The organism is Modestobacter marinus (assembly GCF_019799945.1).
Classification (GTDB): Bacteria; Actinomycetota; Actinomycetes; order Mycobacteriales; family Geodermatophilaceae; genus Modestobacter; species Modestobacter marinus_B.
This window is the reverse complement of record NZ_JABGCH010000023.1, coordinates 69,293-82,369: the sequence shown is the minus strand read 5'-3', so window position 1 is coordinate 82,369 and position 13,077 is coordinate 69,293. Positions and strand designations below refer to the sequence as shown.

The 13,077-nt window shown below is 72.0% G+C and carries 15 protein-coding genes; 11 read left to right on the top strand and 4 right to left on the bottom strand.

Features of this window, described 5'->3' with window-relative positions; all coding sequences use genetic code 11:
- Positions 1-68 precede the first annotated feature (68 nt).
- The gene (locus HK417_RS17975) at positions 69-209 is read right to left on the bottom strand and encodes a hypothetical protein (RefSeq protein ID WP_222269064.1); all 141 of its coding nucleotides are present in this window, start codon (positions 207-209) and stop codon (positions 69-71) included.
- Positions 210-950: 741 nt separating this feature from the next.
- Between HK417_RS17975 and HK417_RS17970 the strand changes: the two genes are divergently transcribed.
- The 5 genes from HK417_RS17970 (at position 951) to HK417_RS17950 (ending at position 5,886) form a co-directional block, all read left to right on the top strand.
- Positions 951-1,976, top strand: a complete 1,026-nt coding sequence (locus tag HK417_RS17970) for an AAA family ATPase (RefSeq protein ID WP_222269059.1) — start codon at positions 951-953, stop codon at positions 1,974-1,976.
- A 407-nt stretch (positions 1,977-2,383) separates the two neighbouring features.
- On the top strand, positions 2,384-2,548 hold the full coding sequence (locus tag HK417_RS17965) for a hypothetical protein (protein WP_222269056.1): 165 nt from the start codon (positions 2,384-2,386) through the stop codon (positions 2,546-2,548).
- Positions 2,549-2,869: 321 nt separating this feature from the next.
- A complete protein-coding gene (locus tag HK417_RS17960) occupies positions 2,870-3,133 on the top strand; it encodes a hypothetical protein (protein ID WP_222269054.1) in 264 nt (87 codons plus the stop codon).
- Positions 3,134-3,153: 20 nt separating this feature from the next.
- Positions 3,154-4,623: a S8 family serine peptidase gene (locus HK417_RS17955; protein ID WP_222269051.1), complete on the top strand. Its 1,470-nt coding sequence runs from the start codon at positions 3,154-3,156 to the stop codon at positions 4,621-4,623.
- Between the two features lie 135 nt (positions 4,624-4,758).
- Positions 4,759-5,886: a glycosyltransferase gene (locus tag HK417_RS17950; RefSeq protein ID WP_222269048.1), complete on the top strand. Its 1,128-nt coding sequence runs from the start codon at positions 4,759-4,761 to the stop codon at positions 5,884-5,886.
- A 27-nt stretch (positions 5,887-5,913) separates the two neighbouring features.
- On the opposite strand, the gene HK417_RS17945 is transcribed toward HK417_RS17950, so the two are convergent.
- Positions 5,914-7,443, bottom strand: coding sequence for an aldehyde dehydrogenase family protein (locus HK417_RS17945; protein WP_222269044.1), 1,530 nt, complete (start codon positions 7,441-7,443; stop codon positions 5,914-5,916).
- Positions 7,444-7,627: 184 nt separating this feature from the next.
- Between HK417_RS17945 and HK417_RS17940 the strand changes: the two genes are divergently transcribed.
- Together HK417_RS17940 and HK417_RS17935 are read left to right on the top strand one after the other, a co-directional pair.
- Entirely contained in the window at positions 7,628-8,119 is a 492-nt protein-coding gene (locus HK417_RS17940; protein WP_222269041.1) for a DUF2505 domain-containing protein, read from the top strand.
- Positions 8,120-8,156: 37 nt separating this feature from the next.
- Positions 8,157-8,579, top strand: a complete 423-nt coding sequence (locus tag HK417_RS17935; RefSeq protein ID WP_222269038.1) for a hypothetical protein — start codon at positions 8,157-8,159, stop codon at positions 8,577-8,579.
- Positions 8,580-8,588: 9 nt separating this feature from the next.
- Here the strand turns inward: HK417_RS17935 and HK417_RS17930 are convergent, their stop codons facing one another.
- Positions 8,589-9,053, bottom strand: coding sequence for a thermonuclease family protein (locus tag HK417_RS17930; RefSeq protein WP_222269035.1), 465 nt, complete (start codon positions 9,051-9,053; stop codon positions 8,589-8,591).
- Between the two features lie 1,080 nt (positions 9,054-10,133).
- Here HK417_RS17930 and HK417_RS17925 point away from each other — a divergent pair.
- Genes HK417_RS17925 through HK417_RS17915 form a run of 3 tightly spaced genes read left to right on the top strand, consistent with a single transcriptional unit; the run spans position 10,134 to position 12,398 of the window.
- Positions 10,134-10,634 carry a histidine kinase gene (locus tag HK417_RS17925; RefSeq protein ID WP_222269032.1) on the top strand — a complete coding sequence of 167 codons (501 nt, stop codon included), beginning with the start codon at positions 10,134-10,136 and terminating at the stop codon, positions 10,632-10,634.
- A 12-nt stretch (positions 10,635-10,646) separates the two neighbouring features.
- Complete coding sequence (locus tag HK417_RS17920; RefSeq protein WP_222269030.1) at positions 10,647-11,156, top strand: mycothiol transferase; 510 nt, start codon at positions 10,647-10,649, stop codon at positions 11,154-11,156.
- A 24-nt stretch (positions 11,157-11,180) separates the two neighbouring features.
- The gene (locus tag HK417_RS17915; RefSeq protein WP_222269027.1) at positions 11,181-12,398 is read left to right on the top strand and encodes an acyl-CoA dehydrogenase family protein; all 1,218 of its coding nucleotides are present in this window, start codon (positions 11,181-11,183) and stop codon (positions 12,396-12,398) included.
- 7 nt (positions 12,399-12,405) lie between these two features.
- Here the strand turns inward: HK417_RS17915 and HK417_RS17910 are convergent, their stop codons facing one another.
- Positions 12,406-12,660 carry a hypothetical protein gene (locus tag HK417_RS17910; RefSeq protein ID WP_222269024.1) on the bottom strand — a complete coding sequence of 85 codons (255 nt, stop codon included), beginning with the start codon at positions 12,658-12,660 and terminating at the stop codon, positions 12,406-12,408.
- A gap of 99 nt (positions 12,661-12,759) precedes the next feature.
- Here HK417_RS17910 and HK417_RS17905 point away from each other — a divergent pair, with 99 nt between their 5' ends.
- Positions 12,760-13,059 carry a hypothetical protein gene (locus HK417_RS17905; protein WP_222269021.1) on the top strand — a complete coding sequence of 100 codons (300 nt, stop codon included), beginning with the start codon at positions 12,760-12,762 and terminating at the stop codon, positions 13,057-13,059.
- The last annotated feature ends 18 nt before the right edge of the window (positions 13,060-13,077 follow it).

Sequence of the window (13,077 nt, the reverse complement as noted above, 5' to 3'; positions counted from 1 at the left end):
CCGCAGGCGCGCCGCACCAAAGCAAGATCACGTCAGTGCAACAGCATCTCGGCTCGGTGCATCCGGGCTTACTCACAGCGTTCCTGGACCTCCGCCCCGAGGGGTCGGAACAAGTAGAGGTAGCTGTCGATGCCGGAGCTGTGGGCCCAGATGTGGTCCACGCGCTCGGTGGCGCGGGCGTACGCGGCCTCCTCAGCGACGGTCAGCATGCCGACCGGTGACCATTTGGTGGTCGCAGGCGCCCTCGCCTTCAGTCGCTCTGCTGGACGCGCCTGGCGAAGGCGCATCGCGGCGATCACCGCCGTCGGGGAGAGGGCGTAACGAGCCGGACCTCGACAACTTGATCAAAGCGGCGATCGATGCCCTCGACGGCGTACTGGGCGTGCGCACAGGGACAGGGTTGCGCGAGGTGTCGCCGCTCCGGCGGCCCGGCCTTCGTACCTGCCCGCTGTCTTCGCTCCGAGTCGACTGACGATGTGCAGATCGTCGACCACCTACCGTCGAGCCGCGCACCCATTGTCTGCAGGACAGCAGCCGTCCTGATTGTGTCGCCAGTCCTCCGCCGCGACCGGACGACGCGGCAGTCGATCTCAGGCGACACCGGTGCGACGCCCTCGCGGCGGGCGTCGCCTCCCATCGCGTGGTGACCGCGCTGGCAGCTCCGGACCATCCGCTGCGCGGGGAACGTCTGCTGCTGCAGCTGCAGTTGCAGCACGCTCAGACGCGCCGCGCCTGTCGGGGCCTTCAGAGACCCCGACATCCAGCGCTTCCACTGGGGCAGCGCGCGTCTACACCAAGCGTGACCCTGCTGCCTACCACTGCGCCACGCGAACCGGTCAGCTCGCCGAAGCAGGTAGGGCTGCGGTGGGCGGTCATCGACCCCCACCGAGGACCAACTCCTGGGCTCTCACGATGGATCCTCCGCCTCGGTGGCCGTCTAGGCTCCCGGCATGGCTTCCAACCGCAAGCCACTCGATGACCTGCGTGAGACCGTTGGTCGCCTGGGCGATCAACTTCCGCGGCCCGGTCTGCGGGGCGTGGACGACCTGGTGAGCGAACTCTTCGGCGGCCGCCCCGGGCCGGCTCGGCCGCTGTCGGCGGTGCAGGCGGAGCTCGATGAGCTCGTTGGACTGGAGACGGTGAAGGAGCAGGTTCAGGCGCTCGTCGCCTTCCTGCAAGTGCAAGCGCGCCGCAAGGCGCACGCCCTGCCCGAGGTGGCGACGTCCCAGCACCTGGTGTTCCTCGGAAACCCGGGCACCGGCAAGACCACGGTGGCGCGGCTCCTGGCCGAGATGTACCGGGCGGTCGGCCTGCTGCAGAAGGGCCACCTGGTGGAGGTCGATCGGGCCGCTCTGGTAGGGCAGTACGTCGGTGCGACCGCGATCAAGACCGACCGCGTGATCCGCCGGGCACTCGACGGCGTCCTGTTCATCGACGAGGCCTACTCGCTGGCCCCAGAGGGCGACGGTCGGCTGGACTTCGGGCCCGAGGCGGTCGAGGTCCTGCTCAAGCGCATGGAGGATCACCGCCATCGCCTGGTGGTGATCGTGGCCGGCTACCCCCGGCTGATGGAGTCCTTCCTGCTCTCGAACCCCGGCCTCCGCTCCCGGTTCGCTCGCGAGATCAGGTTCCCCGACTACTCGACGGACGAACTCGAAGCGATCTTCGCGCTCATCCTGGCCCAGCACGAGTACGCGCTGGAGCCTGGCGCCGAAGCGACGCTCCGCCGCATCCTCGGTGGCCTCCGCACTGGTGAGGAGTCCGGCAACGCGCGCTTCGCCCGCACGCTGTTCGAACAGGCGCTCAACCGCCAGGCGCTGCGGCTGACACGCGACGCGGACCGGAGTGTGGATGCGCTCGACCGGGCCGACGTGACGACGCTCACCGCGGACGACATCGCCGAGGCTGCCCGCGCCCTGGGCGAGGAGCCAGCGCGCGAACCCGAGCCCTCTCGATGGCAACGCTGGCTCGGGTGACGTCGAGGATGATCGTGCAACCCACAGCTGGTGCGCGCCCTCACGCATGAAATGCCGGTCGACCAGGTCGCCAGCCAGCAGGTCCGGGCGGGCCCGGCGCCACTTCGGGGCGCCGGTGACCCCCCTTGAGCCCGGCGCGGGCCATCAGCAGTTCCACCGTGCGTGCCCGACGACGATGCCGCGCCCACGGTCAGCTCGGCATGGACACGTCGGTAGCCGTAGGTCCCTGGGCAGGCCAGATGGACCTGGCGGATGCTCTCGGTCACCAAGGCGTGCCGCACCGCCCGGGCCGAGCGGCCGCGGCCTCGCCAGGCGTAGCAGCCGGAGTCGGTGACATCCAGGACACGAGTGGCCGCCTGCCCGGTCAGACCCTCGCCGGCCATCACCGCGATGGCCTCGAACCGCCTTTGAGGCACCAGCTTGCCCAGCAGCTCACCGGCCCGCCGGTGGACGGCCAGCTCGACCTCGAGCTCGGCGATCCTGCGCTGGGCGGCACGAAGCTCCGCCCGCTCGGGCGTCGTCGGCCCCGGTTCCAGGCCCCGGTCGATCCGGTCCTGCGCAGCCGGGAGTAGATGGTCTGCTCGCTGATCTCCAGGTCGAAGGCCACCTCGGAACCGTGCGCCCCGAAGCCACCAGATCCAGCACCTTGCGCCGGAACTCCGGCACTCCGGGCGATACCCACGTCGTCCCACAGCCCCACTTCAAGGGGTCAGGTGGCACGAACACCCAACGATCCGACTCCGCGAGACAAGGAGCTGACCACCCCAAGGCGGTGGGGATCACCGAACAGTGCCCTGGCGACGAGGAACGTCGGTCTGGTGACGCCGCGGTGACGCGGGGGCAGGATGCTTCGGTGACGAGGTCCGCGAGGACGACGTGATATGCACCTGTGGATGACGTCGGAACGGCAGCATCGCGAGGTCGTCGTCCAGCTGCGGCCCGGCGGGGATCCCGAGCCCGTCTCGGGCTGGCTGCGGAGGCACGACTTCGACGTCTCACCGCTGGTCGTCGGTCTGCTGGCGACGGGGGACGCCGCGGCGGTGCGAGCCGCGTTCGGCGCGGAGCCCGAGGGTGAGCTCCCCGTGCCGGAGGAGCTGCGCGGGGACGTGGAACTGATCTCGGTGGTCCCCCCGAAACAGCTCTATCCGAGCGGCTGAGAGGCGACGGAGGAACGGCGATGTCGATGCCCCGAACGCTGGAGTCGGCCAACGCCTTGCCCGAGGTGGTCATCGGCTATGTCTCGGTCCGCTCACAAGGAGGCACGTCGTTCCTGGATGCTGAGGACCTCAGCGACCCGGAGCCCTTCTACGGCACAGAAGCCGACGATGCGGAAGCTACGCAGGCGATCGAGCGGGCAGGTCTCCAGGTCGTCGCCGAGAGCCGGCTCGGCAAGGCGGTAGCGGGACCGCCGGCCGCGTTCGAGGCACTCACGGGCGGCACGCTGATCGCGGTTGAGCGGCTCGTGCACACGCGCGTCGGTCGCGAGGAGTACGTGACTCACCTGGACATCGTCGGGGACGGACAGCCCGAGGCGCTGGGCGTCGGCACCGCCGGTCCAGCGGCGGTGGAAGGAGTCGTCCTCGAACGGCCGCGGCCGCCGATGGCGATCTTCCCGGCGCCCATCCCGCCGCCGGTCCCCCGATTCCACCTGCGCGTCCCGGACGACGTAGCGACGATCCTCGGCGCCTGGGACGCCCACCAGCGCGGGCAGCGGGGCGCGGGCGTGACGGTCGCGATGGTCGACAGCGGCTGGTTCCGCCACCCGTTCTTCGCCGCACACGGCTACACCGTGCAGCCGCCCGTCACGGTCATCCCGGGCACCAATCCGGCGCATGACCCACACGGCCACGGGACCGGCGAGTCGGCGAACGTCTTCGCGATCGCTCCTGAGGCGGTGCTGCGGCCGGTCCGCGCCGCCGACGACAACGGGAACCTCGTCGGGGCCCTGGCCGGGTTCGTCCGCGCCAAGGCGGGCGCCCCCGACGTGCTGACCAACTCATGGGGCGGGGACTACCTCGACCCTGTGCCGGCGCAGCCGGACCCGTTCGACCGGCCGCTGATCCTCGAGATACTCGACGCGATCAGGCAAGGCATCGTCGTCGTGTTCGCCGCCGGTAACGGCCAGTTCGGCGCCGAGGCCCAGGTTCCTGGCGTCATCGCCGCCGGCGGCGTGTTCGCGAGCGCCGGCCTGGATCTGCAGGCCTCCGACTACTCCAGCGGCTACCACAGCCAGTGGTTCGGCGGCGTCGACGTGCCCACGGTGTCGGGTCTGGTCGGGATGCGACCGCGCGCCTCCTACATCATGATGCCGATCCCCCCAGGGTGCCCGATCGACGTCCAGCGCGCGGCGGCCGGAACGGGAACGGGCGTCGGCGACCCGCCCGACGGCACGACCGCCGACGACGGCTGGGCCCTCTTCTCGGGGACGTCGGCGGCGGCGCCGCAGATCGCCGGAGCGGCCGCGGTGCTGCGCGGCGTCCGCAACGACGCCACCCCCGCCCAGGTCGGGCAGGCACTGGCCAGCACCGCCATCGACGTCCGCGTGGGCCGGTGCCACCCGCGCTTCAACAACCCGGCCACGCCCGGCCGCGATGTGGCGACCGGGTCCGGGCTGATCAACGTCTCGGCCGCCGCAGCGATCATCTGACCTGGCAAGTATCGGGTACCGGTCGTCGGGAGGACGCTCCGCGGAAGGCACTCGCGGCGAGCATCCTGGGTGCAGCAGCGAGGCGGAAGCGCGGCTGCGTCGACTCCAGGCGTCCGACCTGCCACCCTGACCGGCATGGCGAGGGTGCTCTTCACCTCATGCCCGGCGTACGGCCACATCCTCCCGACGCTGCCGCTGATCCGGGCGGCCGAGCGCGCCGGCCACGACGTACGGGTCGCCACCGGCCTGGACCTCGTCAGCGCGCTGGCCCCTCGGGGGCTCGACCTCCACGCCGCCGGGCCGGCCTGGACGGAGATGTGGTCGGCGCACGAGCGAGTCTGGGCGGACCCGGGCACGCCCGAGGAGCAGAAGATGATGGACGGGGTGGTGGCGCTGTTCGGCACGCCGGCCCTCGCCCGGCTCGCCGACCTGATCGCCATGGCGCAGGAGTGGCGCCCCGACCTCGTCGTCCACGAGGTCCTCGAGACGGCGGCGCCGCTGCTCTGCCGACGGCTCGAGGTGCCGGGCGTCGTGCACGGCATCGGCCCGATGTTCCCGTTCTACCCCGAGCTCATCCGCCCCGCGGGAGCCGCCATCGGCGAGCCGGAGCTGTGGGCGCAGCTCTCGGCCGAGCGGGCACTCGACCTGTGCCCGCCCTCACTGCAGCCGGACGGCCCGCCGCCGTGGCCGCGTGCCGTCCCTGTCCGGCCGAGCGCCGGCGAGCCCGGCCCGGTGCCGCCCGAGGTGGCCGAGGTCCTCGCGGGCGACCGGCCGGTCGCCTACTTCACCCTCGGCACGGTCAAGAACACCGACACCGCCGACTTCGCGACCGGGCTCACGGCGCTGGCGGAGTACGACGGCGTCGTGGTCGCCACGACCGGGCGCCGGCTCGGCCCGGGCGAGCTCAGCCCGGTGCCGGCCAACGCCGTGGTCGCGGAGTTCGTCCCACAGGCCGCCGTGCTCGAGCGGGCCGACCTGCTGGTCTCCCACAGCGGGTCGGGCACGATGCTCGGCGGCCTCGTGCACGGCGTGCCCCAGGTCGCCCTGCCGCGCGGGACCGACCAGCCCCAGAACGCCGCCCTGCTGGCCCGGGCCGGCGCCGGGGTGGTCGTCGCCCCGGAGGACTACGCCGTCGCCACGATCCGGGCCGCGGTCACCGAGGTGACCGGCGACCCGGCGTTCCGAGCGGCGGCCGGGCGCATCCGCGACGAGATCGCCGCGATGCCGGACGCCGACGCGGTGTGGGCCGGCCTCGGCGCCTGACCCGCGCCGAGGCCGGTCCGGGCCGGCTCAGGGGCCGGCCGTGGCGGTGGGCGTGGGGATGGCCCCGTCGCCGAGGCGCACGTTGATCTGCTTGGTCTGGGTGAACCCGGCGATCATGCCCTCCAGGGACACCTCCCGGCCCAGCCCGCTCTGCTTGTAGCCGCCGTAGGACTGGCCGACCACCTGCCCGCCACCCTGGTTGACCTGCACCCAGCCCGCCTCGAGCCGGTGCGCGGTGGTGATCGCCTGGTCGAGGTTGTGGCTCCAGATGTAGGCGCCCAGCCCGTAGGCGGAGTCGTTGGCCATCCGGACGACGTCGTCCACGTCGGTCCACGGGATGGCGACGACCACCGGGCCGAAGATCTCCTCGCGGGCCAGCCGGAAGCTGTTGTCCGCGCCGGAGAACACCGTGGGGACGTGGAAGAACCCCTCGGCGAGCGGTCCGTCGGTCGGCGGCAGGCCGCCGAGCTCGACCTGCATGGTCTCCAGCCCCTCCTCCAGGTACTCCCGGATGGAGTCGTACTGGGTCTGGTTGATGACGGCGCCGATGTCGCTGGCCTCGTCCAGCGGGTCGCCGACCTTCATCGCGCCGAGCCGTTCGGTCAGCCGGGCGAGGACCTCGTCGTGGACGTCGCGGTGCAGGTACAGCCGGGATCCGGCGGTGCAGCTCTGGCCCTGCCGGGTGATCCGGGACGAGGCGACCAGGCCGTCGATCAGCTCGTCGGTCACCTCTCCCGGGAACACGATCGACGGGTTCTTGCCGCCCAGCTCTAGGGACAGGTGGGCGAGCCGCTCCCCCGCCCGGCCGGCGATGCCGCGGCCGACCTCGGTGGACCCGGTGAAGGAGATCTTGTCGACCCCGGGGTGCTCGACCAGGGCGTTGCCCGCGTTCCGGCCGGTGCCGGTGACCACGTTGAGGACGCCGGATGGCAGGTGCTCCTCGCAGATCTCGGCCAGCAGGAGGATCGTCAGCGGCGCGTCCTCGGCGGCCTTGAGCACGATCGTGTTCCCCGCGGCCAGCGCGGCCGGGACCTTGAAGCCGGCGATCATCAGCGGCGAGTTCCACGGCAGGATCGCGCCCACGACACCGAGCGGCTCCTGCCGGGTGTACTGCAGCTGCGTCGGACCGGCCGGCAGCGTCGTCCCCTTCACCTCCCCGGCGACCCCGCCGAAGTAGCGGAAGAGGTCCACCAGGAACGCTGCCTCCGGTCGCGCCTGGGTGCGCAGCGCGTTGCCGGTGTCGGCGGCGGTGAGCTGGGCGAGATCCTCGACGCGCCCCTCGAGGGCGTCGGCGATCTTGAGCAGCACCCGCTGGCGGGCGGTGAAGTGCTGGTCGCGCCACCCGGGGAACGCGTTCCGGGCGGCCTCGACGGCGCGGTTCACGTCCGGGACCCCGCCCCGGGGGACCCGGGCGAGGACGTGACCGCGCCGTCCCGGGCTGGTGATCTCACGCCAGTCGCCGTCGACGCCCTCCACCCACTCCCCGCCGATCAGCATCAGCCGGGTCGGCGGCGACGTCGCGTCGGCGGACGGGTTCAGCACGCTCTGTTCTGTCATGGTCTTCTCCCGGACGTGGGTTGGGGCGATCAGCGGGCCGAGCCGGACGTCCTGCCCGCCGGTCGGCGGTCGGGCCGGTGATCCATCGGCGGCTGCGACGACACGGCGACATCATCGCGCTCCGCCGCGGGCGCCGCCCGGCGCAGCGGCGCGCGACTCCAGCCCGTCGGGCCGACGATGGGGCGTGCCCATCGACACCAGCGCGGACCTCCCCACCGACCCGGACGCGGTGCTCGCCGTCCTCAGCGACGAGACGTTCCTGCGGGAACGCGCCGCCGACCTCGGCACCCCGGTGGAGTTCCTGCAGGTGGGCCCCGGACCCTCGACCGAGCTGCGCCTGCTGGCCTCCACGGCCGGCATCCCGCCGCTCTTCGCCCGCTTCGTCGGCGACTCGGTCTCGGTGCTCGAACGGCAGTCCTGGTCGGCGGACGGCGCCGGTGGCCACCGCGCCGTCCTGGACGTGCGGGCGCAGGTCTTCGGCCGCACGGTGCGACTCCGGGGCGAGCGGCGGCTCGTCCCGGTCGACGGCGGCGGCACCCGCTCCACGGTCACCGGCGCAGCGGAGGTGGACGCACCGTTCATCAAGAAGCAGGCGCAGGGCGCCGTCGAGGAACTCGTGCTGTCCGACCTGCGGCGGGAGGAGGCACTGCTGCGGCGGCGGCTGGCCCAGCGGTAGGCGGCGTCCTGTCGGTGCCCTCGGCGATGATCCCGGCATGGTCGCCTTCTTCATCCCCCGCGCCAACGACGACGAGCAGGCCGAGCGGCTCTACGGCGCCTTCGCCGAGTTCGCCGGCTGCGCTCCCGCGCCGCTCCACGAGCGCGTGCGGGCGATCTCCTTCACCCACGAGGGGGCCGGGTGGGTCGCCGAGGTCGGCGAGGAGCTGTACGGCCGGCGGACGACGCGGCTGCTGCGCCGCGGCGAGGTCCTCGAGCACACCGAGACGATCAGTTCGGCCTCCCGGGTGCTGGCGATCTACCCCGGTGCTCCGTTCACGGTGGTCATCGACGCACAGCCGATCACCTCGGCGCCGTCCGAGTGGGCCAACCCGTTCACGGCCGAGCCGGACACCGTGACCCTGTTCGACACGTCAGCCAGCGCGCGTCGAGCAGGCGATCACCCCGGGCTTGACGGATGACTGCCGGGATCAGCAGTCGTGCCAGCGACCGATGTCTTCGGCCTTGGCCTGACGCTGCGCATCCCGGATCTGTGAGCGGAGCTCGTAGTCGGGCCCGTACGACCGCTCTCGGGCATAGCCCTGGCGGACCGTCTTCAGGTTGAACAGCTCGCCGTCGACGTAGACGTAGGCGAACAGCCGGTGGTCCGTCTGGTCGTTGACGGTGTCGGTCTGCAGGGTCACCCCCTTCCCGAGGAGCTGGTCCGCGGCGAAGTCCCTCGCCTCGGCGTAGTAGCACCCCCCGGGTTCGGTGGCGGAGACCCCGATGAGCCGCACTGCGCCCCCGATGCCGCTCACCCGGATCGAGTCCCCGTCGATGATCTCGGTGACCGTCCCCTCGTAGGTCCGGCTCTCCTCGGCCAGGGCCGGCGCCGCGCCGATGACCGGCGCGACGAGCGCGAGCGCAACTCCCGTCGCGATGTTGATCTTTCTCACGATCGCCCCTCGATGGTAGAAGACGGCAACTGCCACGGCCGGAAGGGAAGGTATAGCGACAAGGACCTCGCTGACCAGCCCCTGCCGACCACCCGTGGAAAGCAGTTTCGCGACGCGGGCTACCGTAAGGCGCGAAGGGCGCACAAAGGGTGATCGGACGTAGGGCTGGTCTGCCGACTCGGGCATCGACCGACCGGCCGGTCAACGGTGAGAAATGGTGACACAGACCGGCGCGGCGCACGCCGACGAACGGGATCTCGAGATGTCTCTCTCGTGGTGGGGCGATACTGCATTCGACATTGCTCTTCCTGGACCGCGGGGGGCTCGCCCTGGCGCAGAGAACGTGGGCGGCTCCGATGAGCGCGATGGCCCGGCGGGGGCAGCCCTGCAGCTCGGCAGGACCCTCCACTCCCCCGCGAGTGGCCACAGCGCGCTCGCCGAGGGGGCGAACGCGGGCGCAGGGGCGCTCGACGGGGGCGGCGTCGACAATTGCGCGGGGATGGTGCGGATCGGGCCACCGGAGAAATGTCGACTCGTCTCTGAGCAGGGGGCCAGCCCTGGCTCGGGGTCCGTCCACGATCGACAGGCGGCCGACGACGGCCCGCTACGAATCCGCTGATGCCCCCGTTCGGATCGCCCTCCGTGGATAGGAAGGACGTCGCTGAAGGTCATCGGCATCGCGTCCAGCCGTTCCCGTCAACGCGCCTTCGTAACGTGATCGCGATGGCTGCAAGACAAATCGTGGATCGCCCGGATCGTCCGTGACCACGGAATTCCATGAGCCCTCTGACATGTGGCCGGAGATCGCCGACCGAGAGAACGACACCTCTCCGCCGGCAGCCGGTGAACGAGCCCGATGGCGGGAGAGGCGAGGCTGCGAATTCCCTGGGCTGCACTGACGCGCTGGGCAGTCCGAACCGCCACCGCCGAGCCGGAGACCGCGACCGTCGTCGACGCCTCAGACAGCGCTGGGCGAGCAGATGATCGCGCAGAGTAAGAGCCTTCCCGGTATCGAAACGCTCCGGTCACAGCGCTCTTGTCACCATTGACCCACCGCGGGCGGAGCCCTAGAACTCGGCCATGGCCGCCCCGCTCCGCGTGGAAGACGTCGCACCGTTCCCGGACTGGCAGACGGCCGCCCACGGTGCCCTGGAGTTCCTGCACCGCATCGTCGGGCTCGACGTCTGGCTGGTCACCCACCTGGAGGGGGAACATCAGAGGGTGCTCGACGCACACCCGCGGGATCAGGTCCTCGTGGGCGCCGTCGTCCCCTGGGACCAGTCGTTCTGCCGGAAGATGGTCGCCGGACTGGGTCCACGGGTCGCGACGGTCACGGCCGCGATCCCCGCCTACCAGGGTCTGGTCACACCGCACCCCTTCAGCGACCGGATCGCCGCCTACGTCGGCGTGCCGCTCGTGACGCATGACCTCCGGGTCTTCGGCACCCTCTGCGGCATCTCCGCCCGGGCCCAGCCGCGCAGCCTGGTCCGCCACCTGCCCACCCTGGAGATGACCGCGCGACTGCTCAGCACCCTGCTGCCCGCCGACAGCGACCTCCTCCCGACCGTCGCGGGCCGCTGACGGCCACCGCCCATGGAGTCGCGCGAGCTGCTGCTCAACGCCTTCGACAACGTCGAGGACGCCGTCCGCGGAGCCGTCGAGGGCATCGACCCGGAGCTGCTCACCGCGCGCATCGGCGCCGGCGCGAACACCATCGCCTGGCTGGTCTGGCACCTCACCCGGATCCAGGACGACCACGTCGCCGAGGTGGCCGGCCGGCCGCAGAGCCACACCGAGGACGGATGGGTCGACCGCTTCGCGCTGCCGTTCGACGCGGCCGCGACCGGCTACGGCTTCAACGCGGACGACGTCGCGGCCACCCGGATCACCGATCCGCAGCTGCTCGTCAGCTACCACGCCGACGTGCACCGGCGGACGGCGGAGTTCCTGCAGACGGTGACCGCCGAGGACCTCGACCGGGTCGTCGACCGCCGCTGGGACCCGCCGGTGACCCTCGGCGTCCGGCTGGTCAGCGTGATCACCGACGATCTGCAGCACGCCGGGCAGGCCGGCTACCTGCGCGGTGTCCTGGAACGACGCTGACCGGCCCCGCGTAGCGTCCGCACGGTGAGCCGCGCCACCACCGACTTCTACGCCGTCGAGGACCTGTTGGACCCGGCCGAGATCGAGGTCCGCGACCGGGTCCGCGACTTCTGCGCCCGCGAGGTCACCCCGGTCATCAACGACTTCTGGGAGCGGGCGGAGTTCCCGCACGAGCTGGTCCCCAAGATCGCCGAGCTCGGCATCGCCGGCGGCACGGTGCAGGGCTACGGCTCGCCCGGCATGAGCGCCGTGGCCGCCGGGCTGGTCGCCGCCGAGTGGGCCCGGGCCGACGGCAGCCTGGGCACCTTCTACGGCGTGCACAGCTTCCTGGCCATGCAGTCGATCGCGATGCTGGGCAGCGAGGAGCAGCGCGAGCGGTGGCTGCCGGCGATGGCCCGGCTAGAGACGATCGGGGCGTTCGGGCTGACCGAGCCACAGCACGGCTCGGACGCGGTGGCGCTGGAGACCCGGGCCCGGCGGGACGGCGACGAGTACGTGCTCACCGGCGCGAAGAAGTGGATCGGCAACGGCACCATCGCCGACCTGGTGCTCATCTGGGCCCGCGACGAGCAGGGGGACGTCGGCGGCTACGTCGTCCCGAAGGGGTCGGCCGGCTGGACCGCGACCCGGATGACCGGCAAGACCGCGCTGCGGGCGGTGTGGCAGGCCGAGATCATCCTCGACGGGGTGCGGGTGCCGGCGGAGAACCGGCTGGCGAACTGCCGGTCGTTCAAGGACGTCTCGCTCGTGCTGGACCGCACCCGGTACACGGTGGCCTGGCGCGCGCTGGGGATCGCGGAGGCCGCCTACGAGCTGGCCCTGGCGCACACCCTGCGGCGGGAGCAGTTCGGCCAGCCGATCGCCGGCTACCAGCTGGTGCAGGAGAAGCTCGCCCGCATGCTCGCCGAGATCACCAGCATGCAGCTGCTGTGCTGGCGGCTGTCGACGCTCGCCGACGAGGGCCGGATGACCGCGGCCATGGCGTCGATGGCCAAGATGAACAACGCGAAGAAGGCCCGGCAGGTCATCGCCGACGCCCGCGACCTGTTCGGCGGGGACGGGATCTTGCTGGAGCACCACATCGCCCGGCACCACGCCGACATCGAGGCCATTTACACCTTCGAGGGCACCGACCACGTGCAGGCGCTGATCGTCGGCCGGGAGATCACCGGCATCTCGGCGATCACCGGGCGGCGCGCGTCGCGCCGGGAGGCGCCGCCGGACCCGCCGCAGTCGATCTGACCTGCGTTCAGCCGGCGTGCCGGAGCGCCGGCGCCGTCCGGCGTACGCATTCCGCGCAGCTGCTGCGGCCGGCGCTGACCCGCTCCCAGTCCTGGTTGCCCCAGACCTGCACGATCGCGCCGCACACCGCCAGCTCGACCTCGCCGTCCAGCTCGTCGACCGGACGGTGCGCCTCGACCGCGTGCCACGACATCGGCTGGTCGACGGGCTGGGCCCAGGAACGACGGTCTGGCCGGGCGAACCCGACGGCGTACGCGCTCACGCTCTGTGTGTGCCCCGGGTCACAGTCCGCCAATCATCGGTTCCGCCGGACCCCTGCCCGGGGCGCTACCGTGGGTGGCCTCGAGGGGGTGGTGCACGGGTGGACCCGGTGAGCCTGGTGGTCGGTGGCGTCCTGCTCGCGGTCGGCTTCGTCGCCGGCCGGCTGGGCCGGCGGGCTCCGCGCGGACCCGTGGTCCCGCAGGCGGTGTGCAGCTGCGGGCACCCGCTCAGCCAGCACGATCCCGAGCGCGGCACCTGCCACGCCGAGGTCGCCAGGGACACCTACACCAAGCGCGGCAAGTGGGCCGGGCACACGTGGGTGGCCTGTGCCTGCCGGCAGTACGTCGGCCCGCGACCGATCGACGAGGTGTTCGCGCCCCGCGTGCTCCCGCCGTCCTGACACCTCCCTCCTCGCGTG